The organism is Ruegeria sp. HKCCA0235A (genome assembly GCF_013033235.1).
Taxonomy (GTDB): domain Bacteria; phylum Pseudomonadota; class Alphaproteobacteria; order Rhodobacterales; family Rhodobacteraceae; genus Ruegeria.
Genome location: NZ_WQDQ01000001.1, coordinates 111,519 through 129,566, shown reverse-complemented (window position 1 = coordinate 129,566; position 18,048 = coordinate 111,519). Strand labels below are relative to the sequence as shown.

The window sequence follows — 18,048 nt, the reverse complement described above, 5'->3', positions numbered from 1 at the left end:
CGGGGTCGGACGTCCGAGGCCAGAAAATGGTCCAATGATCTGCGGAATACCTGAACAACAGGGGCCACCATGGGACTATTTATCCTACGACGGTTCGGAGTGATGCTGCTTACGGCATTATGTCTGACATTCGTCGTCTTTTTCCTGACCAACCTATACCCGAACCTTGAAAAGCTGGCGAAAACGCAGGGCAACCAGCGTATGTCGGATGAGCAGGTCGAAGCCTGGTTGGAAAACCGCGGCTACTTGCAGCCGACACTCGTTAAATACGGCCAATGGTTGGGCGTGATGCCCGGGTTCCAGAATACACTGGAAGATGGCCAGTTCGTGGGAACCTGCACAAGACCCGGTTCGACGGCAGAGGACACGGCAAGATATTGTGGTGTTCTTCAGGGCGATTGGGGATACTCAACCGTTTTCAAGGAAGAAGTCGGAACCATCGTTGGCAAGCGCTTGGGCAATACAGGTTACCTGATGTTCTGGGTTTTGGTCCTGATGGTGCCATCTGCACTGATCGTTGGTGTACTGGCCGGGATGCGAGAGGGATCAGCCCTGGATCGATCATTGTCGACCTTCTCAATCATCACGACAGCGACACCGGAATATGTATCTGGCGTTATCTTCATCGCGATTTTCACCTCGTCCACCGTGGGGCTGAAATGGTTCAAGGGAACCGCGACGCAAGCGATGGAGAACCCGACATTCGAGAACTTCTTCCTGCCGGTTCTCACCATTGCGCTGTACGGTATGGGCTATATCGCCCGGATGACCCGCGCTTCGATGACCGAAGTGATGACGGCGCAATACATTCGGACCGCACGGCTGAAGGGTGTCTCGTTCCCGAACATCGTCATGAAACACGCCTTGCGCAACGCGTTGATCGCGCCGTTCACGGTTATCATGCTGCAGTTCCCATGGCTGCTGAACGGCGTGGTGATTGTTGAAACCCTGTTCAACTACAAGGGTTTCGGCTGGGCGCTAGTTCAGGCCGCTGGCAACAACGACATCCAGCTTCTGCTGGCGATCTCGGTCGTGTCGGTCTTCGTGGTTCTGATAACGCAGCTGATCTCGGATATCGGCTACGTTTACCTCAACCCGCGCATTCGCATTTCATAAGGAGGGTGAGATTATGGAACCACTAACCTGGACCGGCTCTATCGCCTTCCTGAACCCGCTGCTGATGATTGCACTGGCAGTACTTTTGCTGTCGATCCTGGTCTGGATCATCGCCAGTATTTTTTTGCCTGAACAGCAGATTGTCGTGAATCCGGATGGATCCGTCAGTTCTGGCGGCGGTGTCCGTGGATTGATCCAGCTTGTGCTGCATTACAGTTTCCTTGCCAGCGTGGGATTGGCCGTGGCTTATCTGGTGCTGGGCATTCTGATGGGCACTGGCGCAGGGATCATCGGCGCCATTTCCCAGCAATTCCTGCCTGTATGGGTCGCGCTGATCATCATGTTCGCCATGTCCATCGCCTTCAAACGACGGTTGGGGTTGTACGGCAAACTGTATGACAGTCCCATCGGAATGATCGGCTTTGGCCTTGTGATGTTCTGGGTTTTTACCGGCATCTTCGGCGCGCTTGATCTGATCGTAACCCATGACCCGCTGACACAGATATCTGGCATGAAGAACAAAGTGCCGGGAACGCCTCTGCCTAATCTGGAGGACGGCGAGTATGCTTGGTATCTTCTGGGCGGTGACAATCTGGCGCGAGACGTATTCAGCCGGATGGTCAAGGGGGCCTGGGTTGTGGTGCAGATTGCACCGCTGGCAACGATGTTCGCCTTTATGGTCGGCATTACGCTGGGGCTTCCCGCCGGTTACTATGGGGGCCGTTTTGATACGTTCCTGTCCTTCCTCGCCAACCTGATCCTCGCCTTCCCGGTGATCCTGCTGTTCTACCTGCTGGTGACGCCGGAAATCGTGGCAACCGGGGTGCCGAACTACATGGCGGCCGTGTTGTTCGTGTTCCCGATCCTGTTCATCGGCGTATTGCTGAATTCGCGCTATTACACGCGCCCGAATTTCCGCACGCCATTGCTTATCGGTGTTCTGGGTGTTGCGATCTGGCTGTATCTGTCGCTGATTTCGACCGGTGGCTACATCATCAATACCGACGCCTATCGGATCTGGGGACTACCAACATATCTGGATCTGTTCGATATCCCTGGCGGCATTCTTGTGGTTTTCGTTTCAGTGGTCTTTGTGAACTCGCCCACGGTGTTCCGCATCGTGCGTGGTTTGGCGCTGGACATCAAAACCCGAGACTATGTGGCTGCGGCCCAGACCCGTGGCGAGGGTCCCTGGTACATCATGCTGTGGGAAATCCTGCCCAACGCCCGTGGCCCCCTGATCGTCGATTTCTGTCTGCGCATCGGGTACACCACCATTCTTCTGGGGACTTTGGGCTTCTTCGGACTGGGCCTTCCGCCGGAAAGCCCGGACTGGGGATCCACGATCAACGAGGGGCGCAAGCTGCTGTCGATCTACCTGCACCCTGCCCTTCCTCCTGCGTTTGCCCTGCTGTCGCTGGTTCTTGGTCTGAACCTGCTGGCTGACGGTCTTCGCGAGGAAAGCCTGAAGGACTGATGTGATCGAGGCCGGGGGGCCAGCCCCCCGGACCCCCCGGGATATTTTTGGCCAGATGAAGGGGATCCCCGCATTTGGTGAGGAGTAAGCAAAATGAGCAAAATGGCGGATTATGACGGCCCGATCCTGGAGATCGACAAGCTGTCCATCTCATTCTTTACCCGCCTGCGGGAAATCCCCGCCGTGATGGATTTCTCGGTCAGCGTAGAGCCCGGCGAAGCCGTGGGGCTGGTTGGTGAATCCGGTTGTGGCAAATCGACCGTGGCACTGGGCGTGATGCAGGATCTTGGCAAGAACGGTCGCATCGTCGGAGGCACGATAAAGTTCAAGGGCCGCGATCTGGCAGAGATGTCGGCCGAAGAGTTGCGCGACATTCGCGGCAATGAAATCGCGATGATCTATCAGGAACCGATGGCATCGCTGAATCCGGCGATGAAGATCGGCAAACAATTGATGGAAGTGCCGATGATCCACGAGGGGGTGAGTCAGGAAGAGGCTTATTCCCGCGCGCTGGAAGTGGTGACGGATGTTCGCCTGCCAGACCCCGAGCGGATGTTGAATTCATTTCCGCACCAACTGTCGGGTGGTCAGCAGCAGCGGATCGTGATTGCGATGGCGCTGATGTCGAAACCGGCGCTGTTGATCCTGGATGAGCCGACAACAGCTTTGGACGTGACGGTCGAGGCCGCTGTGGTCGAACTGGTCAAGGATCTGGGCAAGAAATACGGCACTTCGATGTTGTTTATCTCGCACAATCTCGGGCTGGTTCTGGAAACCTGCGACCGTCTTTGCGTCATGTATTCGGGTGAAGCGGTCGAGCGTGGCTCGATCAAGGATGTGTTCGACGAGATGCAGCACCCTTATACACAGGCGCTGTTCCGTTCGATCCCGCTGCCGGGGGCTGACAAGAACACGCGTCCGCTGGTGGCTATTCCGGGGAACTTCCCATTGCCCCACGAGCGGCCTCCGGGTTGCAACTTTGGACCGCGGTGCGACTATTTCGAAGAGGGGCGCTGTGACGCGAAGGAAATCCTGATGGAGGCCGTTCCGGGAAATGACCGGCACCACACCCGCTGCCTTAAATTCCAGGAAATCGACTGGAACGCCCCACTTGCGCTGGCCGATCAGAAAGAAAAGGGTGAAATCGGCCGAACGGTTCTGAAAATGGACAACCTCAAGAAATATTACGAGGTTGCGGCAAATGCCTTGTTTGGCGGCGGTGAGAAGAAGGTGGTGAAGGCCAACGAAACGCTCAGCTTCGAGGCGCACGAATCCGAGACACTGGCCATCGTGGGGGAATCCGGCTGCGGCAAGTCCACCTTCGCCAAGGTCCTTATGGGATTGGAGACGGCCACAGACGGGCAGATCCTGCTGGACAACCGCAACATCGAACAGGTGCCCATCGAAGAACGCGATGCCAAGACGATCGGCGAAGTTCAGATGGTTTTCCAGAACCCGTTCGACACGCTGAATCCGTCGATGACCGTTGGCCGTCAGATCATCCGGGCGCTTGAAATCTTCGGTGTCGGAAACTCTGAAGCCGAGCGAAAGAAGCGGATGCTGGAACTGCTTGATCTGGTGAAGCTGCCGCGCGCCTTTGCAGACAGGATGCCGCGACAGCTGTCCGGTGGTCAGAAACAGCGCGTGGGTATCGCGCGCGCCTTTGCCGGCGATGCACGTATCGTTGTGGCGGACGAACCCGTTTCGGCGCTGGATGTGTCGGTTCAGGCTGCCGTGACGGATCTGTTGATGGAGATACAGCGACAGCACAAGACCACGCTGCTGTTCATCAGCCACGATCTGTCCATCGTGCGTTACCTCAGTGACCGGGTCATGGTGATGTATCTGGGCCATGTCGTAGAGTTGGGCACCACGGATCAGGTCTTTGCCCCGCCCTATCACCCCTACACCGAGGCGCTGCTGAGCGCGGTTCCGATTGCGGATACCTCGATCGAAAAGCAGCATATCGTTCTGGAAGGCGATATTCCCTCGGCCATGAACCCGCCACCAGGCTGTCCGTTCCAGACGCGTTGCCGATGGAAATCCGAGGTGCCTGACGGTCGGTGCGAATCCCATGTGCCGCCGGTGCAGACGCTGGCGGATGGGCACCAGATCAAATGCCACCTGGCCGAAGATATTCTGGCCCGGATGGAGCCGGTGATCAAAGTCGCGGCGGAGTAAACCCGTTTCTGAACCTTGAAAAAGGGCCGGTCAGGGACCGGCCCTTTCTTTTGGCGCCGTGGTTTCTTGGGGAGACAGGCGGCGCTTGGGAGTGGCGTGAGTGGCGATCCCGGGAATTCGTCAGCCGGTCATGACGTTGTTGCCAAAATGCATGAATTCCTGGTTCATTCCGGCAATGTCACCAGCTTCAAGCTGAAGGCTGGCACTGTCAAGCATCTTGTAGCTCTGCTGCCCCTTCACCCAGTCGTCGGCGGATTGCAGAGTGGTCAGCGTGTAGGATGTGACCTCATTCAGGTAATGTGTGGGGATGATCACCTTGGGCTTGAGCTTGGATACGATGTCGTTGCCCTGATCGAAGCTGAGGATATGTTCCGAGCCATCAACCGGCAGCGTCAGAACATCCACCCGTCCGATCGCGTCCCAGAACTCCTGCGGCGGGTTGTGGCGGTTGTCGCCCCAGATCAGCGCTCGAATGCCGCCGGTCTCGACCAGATAGACGACCATATCCATGTGGCCCACGTTGTTCGGCGGGCAGGCTTCCACGCCGAACTCGGCCAGCGCATTGGTCCAATCATACCATCCCGGCGCGACACAGGCGTGCTTGTCGGCAAAACCGGTGATCTTGATGTCTGCAAACTCGAAATTTCCCACCATGCGATCCAGCACCATGGTCGAACTTGGGCGTTCAATCGCATCGTGATCAAAATGGGCATGGGTCGACAGGGTGATATCCACCGGGATTTGCGGGAATTCGTTGCGGAACCAAAGCCCCCATGCGCCCGACGGATCATCGCGCCAGGGATCAAACAGCGCTGTTGCGCCATTGGGCGAGGTGATCTTGATCGCACAATGACCATAATAGTCGATGCCAACCGTCCCGGTGCTGGCCTGACCCGTTGCGCCTTGCAGATCGATCACATGGTTGTTGTTGCCCGGCTGTAGCCACGCCTGAGACTGCGCCTGAGCCGATCTTGCGCCCAGTACGGAAGCAGTCGCGCCGACACCGACAGCCCCCGCCGCCATAAAGAAAGACCGGCGAGACAGCCCCGGCGCCAGATGATCCTTGTCCCCGTTCAGGATGGTTGGTTTCAGATCTTTGCGATCCATTTTTGTGTACCTCTCTGTTGGACATGTGCAGGTTTTCCGCACGTCCCAACCAAAGGTAACAAGCCAAGGCATCTTGGCTCAGACCGAAAAAATGGGGGCGGAATATGGGGGAAAACCCCATATTCCGTGTTCACGAAATCGAGAGCAAATGACTGCGCAGGTTCTGGCTGCGCCCTTCAAGGCCCAGCTTGCGGCGGATGTTGTTGCGGTGAAAATCGATTGTCGATGTTTCTCGGGACAGGGCCTTGGCGATGTCCTTGGTTGTTTTTCCAAACATGACCATCTGCGCAATCTCGATCTCGGTCGGGGTCATTGCTGCAAACGCATCCGTCAGTTTGTCCGACAATGAAGCCGTGATCTCGTTCAGGTTCTTCTCGGCCAACTCAAGATAGACATACTGCGCTTCGTCCCCGGAAAGCTGCGTTCGAACCTTTTCCAAATAGGGCAGAACTCGGCCGCGCACCTGTTCGACAATTTCGTGATCGCGGCCTTTGCGTTCGTCATCCAGACTGGACAGCAGGACGCGCAGCGCCGTGTTGGTTTCCTGCAGTTCACGGGTGCGATCCGCGACACGGGTTTCAAGCTGCGCCAGTGTTTCGTTGAGCTTCTCTTCCAGCGCGCGGCGCAGGTAAACCTCTTGCAACAAAGCCAAATCCGACTCGACCATGCGTGCGAACTGCGCCAACCCTTCGCGGAACAACAAGGCACGCCGGTTCTGCTTTCGATCCAGAACACAAATCGTTCCGAACACCGATCCATCGGGCCATTTCAGCGGCAGGCCGATGTAAAATGTCATCCCATGTTCCAGATCGTCATTGTCGGCCCAATCCGGATCGCAGGCTGCATCCTCAACCACCAGCTCTCCGTCCCGCTGCAGGACGCCCTGACAATAAAGTTTGGGATTCAACTGGAAACTCAAACCAACCGGATACGGGTTTTCGGGATGATCCGAAGTGATCAGCACCGCGTGATCCGGTGCGTCGGTTTTCATGATCAGGCTTGCGGGCACATCCGCCAATTCCGCGACCAGATCAACCAGTTGCTGCCAGTTGGCCAGCGTTTCTTGCGGAATCTCAGGGTGGTCAGCAGGCATGAGGAGACCTCACCAGTTACTGGACGATACCCTTTCAGATTAGTTGGACTGGTTGCGTCGGATCAAGAACCGGACGTTCTGCGCCGCGGCATCGGGATTAACCGCCCCAGATGACCTTCACGTAGTTCTGGGTTTCCTTGTATGGCGGTATGCCGCCATGTTTTTCCACCGCTTTTGGGCCGGCATTGTAGGCGGCCAAAGCCAGCGGCCAGGATTTGAACTTGCGATACTGCCAGGACAGGTATCTGGCCCCACCTTCGAGATTCTGCTTGGGGTCATGCGGGTTGACCCCCAGAAGCTCGGCGGTCTGAGGCATCAATTGCGCCAATCCCAGAGCACCCTTGTGAGACTTCGCGTGCGGGTTCCATCCGCTTTCCTGCTGAACAAGGCGCAGGAACAAGTCTTCGGGAATGTTGTGAAGGCGGGCAGCCTGTTTCGCCAGATCCAGATACTGGCCGCGATACTTGCCAGTATATCGCTTGCCGGTATGCGCACGGGATGTCTTGGGTTTCAACCTCGCGGAGTCGCGATACTGCGTCGCCGCACGGGAATCCAGAATCTTGGACTGCTTGAGGAAGATATCCTTGCGGCTTTTGGTAGATAGAGTTTGCGCCTGCACAGGCAAAACGGCCAGCACAAGGCAGACAACAGAAAACCCAGCAACCCAAGAACGCATCAATGCCTATCCTGCTCGATAAGAAACCAGTCGGATTATAGGTATTCCCACAAAAAATGAAAGCTCGGTAAAGGCCAAAGTAAGACTCTTGCCCAACACTGTTGTATCTACTGTTTTCATCCATGATGCAGGCCGTATAGGGTCTCACGAAACAAGTCGCGCCAGATTCGGCGCACATACGCGAAAACAGAACGAGGAATTACATGGCGGGTTCAGTCAACAAGGTCATTCTGGTAGGTAATCTTGGCCGCGACCCCGAGGTCCGGTCGTTCCAGAACGGCGGAAAGGTTTGCAATCTGCGCATTGCCACGTCAGAGAACTGGAAAGACCGCAACACGGGCGAACGCCGCGAACGCACGGAATGGCACTCGGTCGCCATCTTCTCGGAACCGCTGGCCCGTATTGCTGAGCAATATCTGCGCAAAGGCAGCAAGGTTTATATCGAAGGCCAGCTGGAAACCCGCAAATGGCAGGATCAGTCGGGGCAAGACCGTTATTCAACCGAGGTTGTTCTGCGCCCCTACCGCGGTGAATTGACCTTGCTCGACAGCCGCGGTGAAGGCGGCGGCAGCGGCGGTGGTTACGGCGGCGGCCAGGCCGGTGGCAGCGGGTACGGAGATCCTTACGGCGGTCCGTCCAGTTCCCCGGCACCGGCATCGGGTGGAATCGACGACGACGAGATTCCGTTCTAGAAAATTCGGAGACACGACATGACATGGTCCTTTTCTCTCGGCCGGTTGCTCGGGTCCGAACTGAGGGTCCATGTCACGTTTTTCCTGCTTCTGGCCTGGGTAGGCTTTGCCGCCTATTCCGCCGGTGGCCTGCCGGCCGCCATAGACAACCTGTTGTTTGTTCTGGCCTTGTTTGCCTGTGTGGTCGCGCACGAATTCGGTCATGCCCTCATGGCGCGACGCTTTGGAATCAAGACCCCAGACATAACATTGTTGCCGATCGGTGGGTTGGCCCGGCTTGAAAGGATGCCGGAAAAACCGATGCAAGAAGTGCTTGTAGCACTTGCAGGTCCGGCGGTGAACATCGTGATCTGGGTCATACTGGTCGCCTTCGGAGCAGGAGTGCCGATCGAGACGCTTTCCCAGATCGATTCACCGGGTATCGGGTTTCTGAACAGGCTGGCCTACATCAACCTGCTGCTGGCCGTATTCAACATGATTCCGGCCTTCCCCATGGACGGAGGGCGCGTATTCCGCGCGCTTCTGTGCCTGCGCATGGACCGCGTCAAAGCAACACGCGTGGCTGCGGTCGGAGGTCAGATCGTTGCGGTGGGTCTGGGTTTTTTGGGGCTGAGTTCAGGCAACCCGTTTCTGGTTCTCATCGCTGTGTTCGTGTTCATCGCCGCCAACGCCGAAAGCCAGGACGTCGCCCTGCGATCCGCAGCGCGCCGGGTTTTGGCCCGGGACGCGATGATCACCGAGTTTCACGCGCTTTCCCCCGACGATACGCTGAGCACGGCGGCGCAAGCCGTGATCCACACCACTCAACACGAATTCCCTGTATTGGACTCAAGCCAGGCCCTGCTGGGATTCGTCACGCGTGAACGGCTGTTTGCTGCGCTGGCAAGTGACCAATCCAGATCAGCACCCGCCACGTCGATCATGGACGCGGCGGTCCCCTCGGTTTCGCTTACCACCGGGCTCGAGACCGTTCTGGAGCACTTGCACAACGGCGCTCCGGCCATCGCTGTGGTCACTCGGGGTGGTCGCATGATGGGTTACATCACGCGCGAAAACATCGGTGAACTGATGGTCATTCAGGGGCGCTAGGCCTTCAGGTCAAGCCGTGGCAAGCGCATCCGACAGGACCGAAAGAACCGCATCTTTCGGTACATCTGAGGTCACGAACGCCTCTCCGATCCCACGCGCCAGAATAAACCGAAGCTGGCCATCCACGACTTTCTTGTCCTGTCCCATAAGATCCACCAGCGCCTCGGCGCCTGGCAATTCGCCCGGAATATCGGCCAGATCCGTCTTCATCCCCATGGCACGCAAATGCGCGCGCACCCGGCTTGGATCCTCTTGCGAGCACAAACCCAGGCGCGATGACAACTCAAACGCCAGCGCGCAGCCAATTGCCACACCTTCGCCATGCAGAAGGCGGTCGGAATATCCCGTCGCGGCCTCCAGGGCGTGGCAGAACGTGTGACCCAGATTGAGAAGAGCCCTGTCACCTTGTTCGGTTTCATCCCGCGCGACGATGTCGGCCTTCATTTGCACCGAGCGCGTCACCGCGTGTACCCGGGCCGCCATGTCACCCGAGGAAACGCTTGGCCCGTGCGCCTCAAGCCAATCAAAGAATTTCGCATCGCCAAGCAATCCGTATTTCACGACCTCGCCATAGCCCGACAAGAAGTCTCTTTGGGTCATGGTCCCCAGAACAGAGGTATCCGCAAGAACCAGAGACGGTTGATGAAACGCGCCGATCAGGTTTTTGCCCAGTGGTGCGTTGATCCCGGTCTTTCCACCGACCGAGCTGTCCACTTGCGCCAGCAATGACGTTGGAATCTGCACAAAGCGAACACCGCGCCGCAAAACCGCCGCTGCAAAGCCAGCCAGGTCTCCGATGACGCCGCCCCCCAAGGCCACGACGACATCCCGGCGTTCGACTTTTTCCGCGAGCAGCCACTCGACGGCGCGCTCGAAATGCGGCCAGCTTTTGGTTGCCTCTCCGGCGGGCAGCGCCAGCGCGGTCATCTCGATCCCCGCGGCATTCAGCCCGGCGCGCAATGCCTCAAGATGCAGACCGGCCACGTTTTCATCCGTCAGAACCGCGACTTTTGGCCGGGCCAGAAGTGGTGATATCCAGCCCCCCGCCCGCGTCAGAAGATCCGGACCGATTTCAACATCATAGGATCGGTCACCCAGGTCCACATGTACTGTTTGGTGCATTTATTTGAGTTCCAAAACATCAGGGCGCGCCAACAGAGCGTCGACAACGCGGCCTACCATATTTTCGATCGAGGTCTCACCATCCGAATCCACTGTCAGATCGGCCTGAGCATAAACCGGCACGCGGGCCTCGTAGAGGGATTTCAGCGTCGCATAGGGATCGGCGGTGCGCAGCAGAGGACGGGTGTCCTTGTGGCGCACACGGTTCCACAGAACATTCAGATCCGCGCGCAGCCAGACGGCAGCGCCCTTTTCGGCGATGATGCGACGGTTTTCCGGCTGGAGAAACGCCCCCCCACCCGTTGAAAGAATGCCTTTTTGTTCATCCAGCAAGCGCCCGATGACCTGCGATTCCTTGGTGCGAAAGAAAGGTTCGCCGTCACGCTCAAAGATTTCAGGAATGGTCATGTTGGCGGCTGATTCGATCTCGGCATCGCTGTCCAGAAACGGAACACCCAGACGTGCGGCCAACGCGCGACCCACCGCAGTTTTGCCAGCCCCCATCATCCCCACCAGAACCACGGTTTTGTGCAGATCAAAACCACCCTGTGTGTCTGTTGAATGTGTGTTATGCTTAATTTCGCTCATTTAAACGTGAATGACGTGATCTTGGGAAAAATGCCAGTTATAACTTGGCCAAAATCAAAAATTGAGGCAGCGTGGGGCCATGGGCCGACTGATCAAATTCCTGATATATGTTCTTTGCCTGGTATTCATTGGGCTGGTCGCCTACGCCTATGTTGGCCCATTCTTTGGCGCGGATTTTTCTGCGCCTCAAAGTGAAATCCGCGAACCGGTCGTATTGGATGTCAACTAAACAGGCGCTGTTGGCGGTCTTTCTGGCGGGATCGGCACATGCGCAGACCCCGTTATCCGCGATCGAGTGGCTTGCGGATCCGCCGGAAAACCTGCCCGGAACCGTATTGTTGGAACCGCCGGTGGCACAGAACGGCGGATTGCCCGAAATTGAGGTCACGCCGCTTGAAGCGTTGTCGCAACCTTTGGGCCTGGTCGCATCATCCGTCACTGGGTTGCCCGTGGATTTGTGGCAAGGCAGCGATGCGAACCGGCTGGCGGAGCTGATCGCGAAGACGCCCGTGCGCGACAACCCGGCCATGCAACGCCTGTTGTTTACATTGCTTCTGTCGGAAACCCGGGCACCGGCGGGCCCTGATGCGCAAGAGATTATGCTGCTGGCGCGGCTGGACCGTCTGATGCAACTGGGCGCGGCTGATCCCGTGCAATCACTGGTTCAACTGGCCGGGCCGACCGATACACAGGATCGATTTCAGCGCTGGTTTGACGCAACACTGCTGACCGGTGATGAGGATCGCAGCTGCACCGCCCTTATCGCCGAACCGCATCTGTCAAAGGACTACGCCGCGCAAGTGTTCTGCAAAGCCCGACGCGGAGATTGGGCATCGGCAGCGTTGACGCTTGAGGCAGCGCATGCCCTGGACATCCTGCCGCCGGAAGAGCTGGCGGTTCTGGATCGTTTTCTAAGCCCTGAACTCTATGAAGGCGCGGCTTATCTGCCCCAACCTGAAAACCCGGATCCATTGAGTTTCCGACTGTTCGAAGCGATCGGAGAGCGGCTTCCTTCCGCCTCGTTGCCACGCGCTTTCGCCAACGCGGATCTTCGGGATGTGGCCGGATGGAAAGCGCAGATCGAAGCCGCCGAACGGCTTACACGCATTGGCGCTTTGACGCCCAATCAATTGCTTGGACTTTATACCGAAAGGTCCCCGGCAGCGTCCGGCGCAGTTTGGGACCGGGTCGCGGCCATCCAACGATTTGAAAGCGCATTGGATACGCGAAACGCTGAAGCCATCGGAAAAACGCTGCCACTAGTCTGGCAGCAGATGCGCAGCGTCGGGCTTGAAGTGCCCTTCGCCGAATTGTTCGCCGAGCGTCTGTCGAAGGTTTCGCTGTCGGTGCCGGCGACTGAAAACCTGCGCTGGCGCATTCTGATGCTGTCTGGCCTGTACGAACAGGCTGCGCAATCAGCACCGGACAACTCGATCGATACCCTGTTTCTTGCGGCGCTGGCGCAGGGTGATCCGGGGCGGGCGGTTTCTCCTTCTCCGTTGGCGGACGCGGTTTCTCAGGGGTTTGCATGGGCGGCACCCGTACCCAACGACATTGACGCCTTACTGGACAACGGTCAGCTTGGTGAAGCCATACTGGAAGCCATGCAGCTGTTTGCGCATGGTGCACGGGGCAATCTGGTGGATCTGACCGCAGCAATTGCAACCTTCCGACGCGTGGGCCTGGAAGACACCGCGCGGCGTGCCGCGCTGAGCCTGTTGATCCTGCAAGAGCGTTGAAGATGGCAATTCCGGCGACAAATGAGCTATGGATTTCGACCTTTCTACAGGCCCAAGCAGCGGAACTTGGCGCGGCGACAAATACCTTGCTGGCCTATGGGCGCGATCTGAAAGACTTTGCGTCCTGGTTGCAGCGCATGGGATCCGGATTCGATCAGGCAGATCGTGATCAGATCGAGGCCTATCTGATCGACTGCCAGGCACAGGGCTTGTCACGTTCCACCCGCGCGCGGCGATTGTCGGCGATAAAACAGCTGTACCGCTTTGCGTTCGAGGAAGGCTGGAGCGAGACGAACCCCGCCATCCAGATCAAAGGTCCGGGGCGACAGAAGCGACTGCCCAAAACGCTGGACGTGCCCGAAGTCGACCGTCTTCTGGCAGCCGCCCGACAAACCGGGCGCAGCAAGCCTGATCGCATACGCAATACCTGTTTGATGGAAGTTCTCTACGCCACCGGGATGCGTGTGACCGAACTTGTGTCCCTGCCCGTTTCCTCGGCCCGTGGCGATCCGCGTATGTTGCTGGTGATGGGCAAAGGCGGCAAGGAACGCATGGTGCCCCTGTCCCCGCCGGCGCGGGATGCTTTGGCTGCCTGGTTGACCGTGCGGGACGAAGCCGAAGACCAGACCGTCGAGAAAGGCGGTCAAAGGTCCCGTTTTCTGTTTCCGTCGCGCGGCAAATCCGGCCACCTGACGCGGCACAGGTTTTTTCTGCTGGTCAAGGAACTGGCCGTTCAAGGTGGCGTTTCACCCGAGAAAGTAACCCCGCATACCCTGCGCCATGCCTTTGCCACGCATCTGCTGGCCAACGGCGCTGATCTGCGTTCGATCCAGACCTTGTTGGGTCACGCCGACGTTGCAACGACCGAGATTTATACTCATGTTCTGGATGAACGGCTGTCGGAACTGGTGTTGCAACACCACCCGCTGAGCAAAGACCCTGACGAAGACCGGGGCTAAGCCCTTGATCCAGCAGCGCGGCATCCCCATAACGGATGCGTCACCCTAACCCACCAAGGACCAATGGAACTCTCATCTTCTCTGATCGACAGCGCATTCTGGTTTACGTCAGGCGCGATCCTCTTGTTGCTCGTTTTGTCCGGCTTTTTCTCGGGTTCGGAAACGGCGCTTACAGCCTCTTCTCGCGGAAAACTGCGGGCGCAGGCCGACAAGGGATCACGGGGCGCAAAAAAGGCGCTGGAAATCACCGATGACAATGAACGCCTGATCGGCTCGGTTCTTCTGGGCAACAACCTTGTCAACATCCTGGCGGCCTCGCTGGCGACGGCCTTGTTCACCCGTTTGTTCGGCGAAAGCGGCGTGGCGTTGGCGACCCTGGTCATGACTTTGCTGGTGCTGATCTTTGCCGAAGTGCTGCCCAAGACCTACGCCATCACCAATTCCGAAAAGGCCGCGGCGGCTGTCGCGCCGATCATTAGCGTCGTCGTGACGGTGTTTTCACCCATTGTGGCCGCGGTGCGGCTGCTAGTGCGCGGTGTGTTGCGCCTGTTCGGCGTGCAGATCGATCCCGACAGCAACATTCTGGCTGTACGCGAAGAGATTGCCGGCGCCTTGCAACTTGGTCATTCCGAAGGCGTGGTCGAAAAGGAAGACCGCGACCGCATCTTGGGTGCGCTGGATTTGGGCGACCGAACGGTGGAAGAGATCATGCTGCACCGATCGAATATCGAGATGATCGACGCCAATGCCGCCCCAGAGGAAATTCTGAAACAATGTCTGCAAAGCCCCCACACCCGTCTGCCTGTGTTCCGGGACGAGCCGGAAAACATCGTGGGCGTTGTCCACGCCAAGGACCTCTTTCGCGCCATGTATGCGCAGGCAGGCAGCAGCGACGGCGGGACCGACCGTTTGGCAAGCTTTGACATCGGAAAGGTGGCAAACGACCCTTACTTTGTGCCCGAAACCACGACGCTGGACGACCAGATGCGGGAATTCCTGCGGATGCACAGCCATTTTGCATTGGTTGTGGATGAATATGGGTCACTGCGAGGCCTGATCACGCTTGAAGATATTCTTGAAGAAATCGTGGGCGAGATTGCCGATGAGTTCGACATAGACGAAGAGGTTCCGGTAACACGCATCGAAGATGGCCAGTATCTGGTTGAAGGTTCCATGACAATCCGGGATGCCAACAGGGCACTGGACTGGTCTCTGCCGGATGACGAGGCGAACACGCTGGCCGGTCTGGTGATTCACGAGGCCCAGATGATCCCTGACGTCGGTCAGGTGTTTTCGTTCCACGGTTTCCGATTCGAGGTCACGGCGCGTGAAGGCAACCGCATCACCGGACTGAAAGTGCGCCCCCTGTAGCCCTTGCGATTTTTCTGAAATGTTCCGCGCGCTGCCCAAGCGCCTGTCGTCAACCGAACGACCCAATTGCGCTGAACCGGGCGCGGATATTCCGATCATCGCAAAGTCCGGCCCAAGCACGGAGCTGGGCGAGATGGGCCAGTTTGATCACCCCGACTTTGTTTCAGCTGTGCAGTAAAGTGGAAAAGCAGCCTTCAAGGCCGAAAAACCACCGGGCGATGTCGTGCTGAACAAGGCGCAGGCCGTCTGTTTGTTTGCCCTCGGTTACAAGTATCGACGCACTTTGGCTGCGCGAGAAGGCTGTGCAATTCCAAAGCCGGCGCAATAGATGACATGCGACACTTGTTGTCGCTAACAGACGAGTAATATCCCCATCGGCTCGACAGTTTTTTCCATAATCATAGGGAGGAACACTGTGAAAACCACCTGTCAGGTTGCCGTCATCGGGGGCGGCGTCGTCGGTTGTTCGGTGCTCTATCACCTGACCAAGCTGGGCTGGTCCGACGTGATGCTGCTGGAGCGGTCCGAACTGACCAGCGGATCGACCTGGCACGCGGCGGGTGGGTTTCATACGCTCAACGGCGACACCAACATGGCCGCACTGCAGGGCTATACCATCCGGCTGTATAAAGAGCTGGAAGAGATCACTGGCATGTCTTGCGGGCTGCACCATGTGGGCGGCATTACGCTGGCCGACAACCAGGACCGGTTCGACATGCTGCTGGCCGAACGCGCCAAGCATCGCTTTATGGGGCTGGAGACAGAGATCGTCGGCCCCGACGAGATCAAGAAGATCGCCCCCATCACCAACACCGACGGCATCATCGGCGCGCTCTACGATCCTCTCGACGGGCACCTCGACCCCTCGGGCACGACCCACGCCTATGCCAAGGCCGCGCGCATGGGCGGAGCCACGATCGAGACCCACTGCATGGTGCGCGAGACCAACCAGCGCCCCGACGGCACATGGGACGTTGTGACCGACAAGGGCACCATCCACGCTGAGCATATCGTCAACGCCGGCGGCCTCTGGGCGCGCGAGGTGGGCGCGATGGCGGGCATCTACTTCCCGCTACACCCGATGGAACACCAATACCTGGTCACCGACAACATCCCCGAAATCGAGGCGATCATCGACGTAGGCGGCGAGCATCCGCACGTCATGGACCCGGCCGGCGAGAGCTATCTGCGGCAGGAAGGGCGCGGCCTGTGCATCGGCTTCTACGAACAACCCTGCAAGCCTTGGGCGGTGGACGGCACGCCGTGGGAGTTCGGCCACGAGCTGCTGCCCGATGATTTCGACAAGATCACCGACAGTATCGATTTCGCCTATCGCCGCTTCCCGGTTCTGGCCGAGGCCGGTGTAAAATCGGTGATCCATGGCCCCTTCACCTTTGCCCCCGACGGCAACCCGCTGGTCGGGCCGGTGCCGGGCGTGCGCAACTACTGGTCGGCCTGCGGCGTGATGGCCGGGTTCAGCCAGGGCGGCGGCGTCGGCCTGACGCTGGCGCAATGGATGATCGAGGGCGAGCCCGAGCGCGACGTCTTTGCCATGGACGTGGCCCGGTTTGGCGACTGGATCACCCCCGGATACACCCGCCCCAAGGTGATCGAGAACTATCAGAAGCGTTTCTCTGTCGCCTACCCCAACGAGGAACTGCCCGCCGCGCGGCCCAACCGCACCACGCCGATGTATGACATATTCAGCGATCTGGGCGCCGTCTGGGGCCAGCAATACGGGCTCGAGGTCGCCAACTATTTCGCGCAAGCGGGCGAGCCGAGCTATGAAACCCCGTCCTTCCGCCGCTCGGACGCGTTTGCGGCAACGGGCCGCGAGGCGCGTGCCGTGCGCGGGGGCGTGGGTATCAACGAGGTGCACAATTTCGGCAAATACCTTGTGACAGGTCCGCGCGCCCGCGACTGGCTGGATCGGATCTTGGCCGGGCGCATCCCCGCCCCGGGCCGCCTGTCGCTGACCCCGATGCTGTCGCCCAAGGGCAAGCTGATCGGCGATTTCACCGTGTCCTGCCTGGGCGAGGAGGAATTCCAACTCACCGCCTCATATGGTGCGCAGAACTTCCACATGCACTGGTTTCAGCAACATCAGGAAGACGGCGCAACCGTTGAAAACATCTCTGACCGCCGCACCGGCTTCCAGATCGCCGGCCCCAAGGCCCGCGAGGTTCTGGCCACCTGCACCCGCGCCGATGTCAGCGACATGCGCTTCATGGACGTGCGCCGCATGGTCGTGGGCATGACCGACTGCATCGTGCAGCGGGTCAGCTATACCGGCGACCTGGGGTTCGAGATCTATTGCGATCCGATGGCGCAGCGCCAGCTTTGGTGGACCCTATGGCAGGCCGGCCAACCGCACGGCATGGTGCCCTTCGGCATGCGCGCGATGATGAGCCTGCGGCTCGACAAGTTCTTCGGCTCGTGGATGCGCGAGTTCTCTCCCGACTACACAGCCGCTGAAACCGGGCTCGACCGCTTCATTGCCTTCAACAAGCCCGCTGATTTCATCGGCCGCGCCGCCGCCGAGACGGAACGTGCCGACGGCTCCGCGCGCAGGTTGGTGGCCTTCGAGGTCGACGCAGACGACGCCGACGTGAACGCCTATGAACCGATCTGGCTGGATGGCACTGTCGTGGGCTTTTGCACCTCGGGCGGTTATTCGCATTGTGCCCGCAAGTCCGTCGCCATCGGCTTTCTGCCAACCGAACGCGCAGCAGACGGGCTTGGAGTCAAGATCGAAATACTGGGTCAGATGCGCAAGGCAAAGGTCATCTCGACACCCTTGTTTGACGCAGATGGCGCCCGAATGAGGGGATGACTCGC

At 58.6% G+C, this 18,048-nt stretch carries 15 protein-coding genes; 10 read left to right on the top strand and 5 right to left on the bottom strand.

Going from position 1 to position 18,048, the window contains the following annotated elements; translation table 11 throughout:
- The first annotated feature begins 69 nt into the window (after positions 1 to 69).
- The 3 genes from GOW56_RS00600 (at position 70) to GOW56_RS00590 (ending at position 4,774) form a co-directional block, all read left to right on the top strand.
- Positions 70 to 1,116, top strand: a complete 1,047-nt coding sequence (locus GOW56_RS00600) for an ABC transporter permease (protein WP_152457770.1) — start codon at positions 70 to 72, stop codon at positions 1,114 to 1,116.
- Between the two features lie 13 nt (positions 1,117 to 1,129).
- Positions 1,130 to 2,593: an ABC transporter permease gene (locus GOW56_RS00595; RefSeq protein WP_171204630.1), complete on the top strand. Its 1,464-nt coding sequence runs from the start codon at positions 1,130 to 1,132 to the stop codon at positions 2,591 to 2,593.
- Between the two features lie 93 nt (positions 2,594 to 2,686).
- Positions 2,687 to 4,774: an ABC transporter ATP-binding protein gene (locus GOW56_RS00590; protein WP_152457768.1), complete on the top strand. Its 2,088-nt coding sequence runs from the start codon at positions 2,687 to 2,689 to the stop codon at positions 4,772 to 4,774.
- 120 nt (positions 4,775 to 4,894) lie between these two features.
- Here the strand turns inward: GOW56_RS00590 and GOW56_RS00585 are convergent, their stop codons facing one another.
- The 3 genes from GOW56_RS00585 to GOW56_RS00575 all read right to left on the bottom strand — a co-directional run bounded on the left by GOW56_RS00585 (position 4,895) and on the right by GOW56_RS00575 (position 7,650).
- Positions 4,895 to 5,881 carry an MBL fold metallo-hydrolase gene (locus GOW56_RS00585; protein ID WP_171204629.1) on the bottom strand — a complete coding sequence of 329 codons (987 nt, stop codon included), beginning with the start codon at positions 5,879 to 5,881 and terminating at the stop codon, positions 4,895 to 4,897.
- 130 nt (positions 5,882 to 6,011) lie between these two features.
- Positions 6,012 to 6,974, bottom strand: coding sequence for a LuxR C-terminal-related transcriptional regulator (locus tag GOW56_RS00580; protein WP_171116283.1), 963 nt, complete (start codon positions 6,972 to 6,974; stop codon positions 6,012 to 6,014).
- Between the two features lie 97 nt (positions 6,975 to 7,071).
- Positions 7,072 to 7,650: a lytic transglycosylase domain-containing protein gene (locus tag GOW56_RS00575; RefSeq protein ID WP_152457765.1), complete on the bottom strand. Its 579-nt coding sequence runs from the start codon at positions 7,648 to 7,650 to the stop codon at positions 7,072 to 7,074.
- A gap of 203 nt (positions 7,651 to 7,853) precedes the next feature.
- On the opposite strand from GOW56_RS00575, the gene ssb reads away from it, so the two are divergent.
- Both ssb and GOW56_RS00565 read left to right on the top strand, forming a co-directional pair.
- Entirely contained in the window at positions 7,854 to 8,342 is a 489-nt protein-coding gene (gene ssb / locus GOW56_RS00570) for a single-stranded DNA-binding protein (RefSeq protein WP_171204628.1), read from the top strand.
- Positions 8,343 to 8,360: 18 nt separating this feature from the next.
- The gene (locus tag GOW56_RS00565) at positions 8,361 to 9,431 is read left to right on the top strand and encodes a site-2 protease family protein (protein WP_171116285.1); all 1,071 of its coding nucleotides are present in this window, start codon (positions 8,361 to 8,363) and stop codon (positions 9,429 to 9,431) included.
- Positions 9,432 to 9,440: 9 nt separating this feature from the next.
- On the opposite strand, the gene aroB is transcribed toward GOW56_RS00565, so the two are convergent.
- Positions 9,441 to 10,553, bottom strand: a complete 1,113-nt coding sequence (gene aroB, locus GOW56_RS00560; protein WP_171204627.1) for a 3-dehydroquinate synthase — start codon at positions 10,551 to 10,553, stop codon at positions 9,441 to 9,443.
- Positions 10,554 to 11,141 carry a shikimate kinase gene (locus GOW56_RS00555; protein ID WP_171116289.1) on the bottom strand — a complete coding sequence of 196 codons (588 nt, stop codon included), beginning with the start codon at positions 11,139 to 11,141 and terminating at the stop codon, positions 10,554 to 10,556. It lies immediately after the preceding gene.
- Positions 11,142 to 11,359: 218 nt separating this feature from the next.
- Here GOW56_RS00555 and GOW56_RS00545 point away from each other — a divergent pair, with 218 nt between their 5' ends.
- The 5 genes from GOW56_RS00545 to GOW56_RS00525 all read left to right on the top strand — a co-directional run bounded on the left by GOW56_RS00545 (position 11,360) and on the right by GOW56_RS00525 (position 18,043).
- On the top strand, positions 11,360 to 12,880 hold the full coding sequence (locus GOW56_RS00545) for a hypothetical protein (RefSeq protein ID WP_171204626.1): 1,521 nt from the start codon (positions 11,360 to 11,362) through the stop codon (positions 12,878 to 12,880).
- A 2-nt stretch (positions 12,881 to 12,882) separates the two neighbouring features.
- Positions 12,883 to 13,839 carry a site-specific tyrosine recombinase XerD gene (locus tag GOW56_RS00540; protein ID WP_171204625.1) on the top strand — a complete coding sequence of 319 codons (957 nt, stop codon included), beginning with the start codon at positions 12,883 to 12,885 and terminating at the stop codon, positions 13,837 to 13,839.
- 63 nt (positions 13,840 to 13,902) lie between these two features.
- Positions 13,903 to 15,210, top strand: a complete 1,308-nt coding sequence (locus GOW56_RS00535) for an HlyC/CorC family transporter (protein WP_171204624.1) — start codon at positions 13,903 to 13,905, stop codon at positions 15,208 to 15,210.
- Between the two features lie 19 nt (positions 15,211 to 15,229).
- On the top strand, positions 15,230 to 15,388 hold the full coding sequence (locus tag GOW56_RS00530; RefSeq protein ID WP_171204623.1) for a hypothetical protein: 159 nt from the start codon (positions 15,230 to 15,232) through the stop codon (positions 15,386 to 15,388).
- A 237-nt stretch (positions 15,389 to 15,625) separates the two neighbouring features.
- Complete coding sequence (locus GOW56_RS00525) at positions 15,626 to 18,043, top strand: FAD-dependent oxidoreductase (protein WP_171204622.1); 2,418 nt, start codon at positions 15,626 to 15,628, stop codon at positions 18,041 to 18,043.
- Positions 18,044 to 18,048: the final 5 nt, after the last annotated feature.

Bases quoted from the DNA above. Each gene is read 5' to 3' on its own strand.
- GOW56_RS00555 (WP_171116289.1), bottom strand. From the start codon at position 11,141: ATGAGCGAAATTAAGCATAACACACATTCAACAGACACACAGGGTGGT.
- GOW56_RS00585 (WP_171204629.1), bottom strand. From the start codon at position 5,881: ATGGATCGCAAAGATCTGAAACCAACCATCCTGAACGGGGACAAGGAT.
- GOW56_RS00530 (WP_171204623.1), top strand. From the start codon at position 15,230: ATGTTCCGCGCGCTGCCCAAGCGCCTGTCGTCAACCGAACGACCCAAT.
- GOW56_RS00590 (WP_152457768.1), top strand. From the start codon at position 2,687: ATGAGCAAAATGGCGGATTATGACGGCCCGATCCTGGAGATCGACAAG.
- GOW56_RS00545 (WP_171204626.1), top strand. From the start codon at position 11,360: ATGTCAACTAAACAGGCGCTGTTGGCGGTCTTTCTGGCGGGATCGGCA.
- GOW56_RS00565 (WP_171116285.1), top strand. From the start codon at position 8,361: ATGACATGGTCCTTTTCTCTCGGCCGGTTGCTCGGGTCCGAACTGAGG.
- GOW56_RS00535 (WP_171204624.1), top strand. From the start codon at position 13,903: ATGGAACTCTCATCTTCTCTGATCGACAGCGCATTCTGGTTTACGTCA.
- GOW56_RS00580 (WP_171116283.1), bottom strand. From the start codon at position 6,974: ATGCCTGCTGACCACCCTGAGATTCCGCAAGAAACGCTGGCCAACTGG.
- aroB (WP_171204627.1), bottom strand. From the start codon at position 10,553: ATGCACCAAACAGTACATGTGGACCTGGGTGACCGATCCTATGATGTT.
- GOW56_RS00600 (WP_152457770.1), top strand. From the start codon at position 70: ATGGGACTATTTATCCTACGACGGTTCGGAGTGATGCTGCTTACGGCA.
- GOW56_RS00575 (WP_152457765.1), bottom strand. From the start codon at position 7,650: ATGCGTTCTTGGGTTGCTGGGTTTTCTGTTGTCTGCCTTGTGCTGGCC.
- GOW56_RS00595 (WP_171204630.1), top strand. From the start codon at position 1,130: ATGGAACCACTAACCTGGACCGGCTCTATCGCCTTCCTGAACCCGCTG.
- ssb (WP_171204628.1), top strand. From the start codon at position 7,854: ATGGCGGGTTCAGTCAACAAGGTCATTCTGGTAGGTAATCTTGGCCGC.
- GOW56_RS00540 (WP_171204625.1), top strand. From the start codon at position 12,883: ATGGCAATTCCGGCGACAAATGAGCTATGGATTTCGACCTTTCTACAG.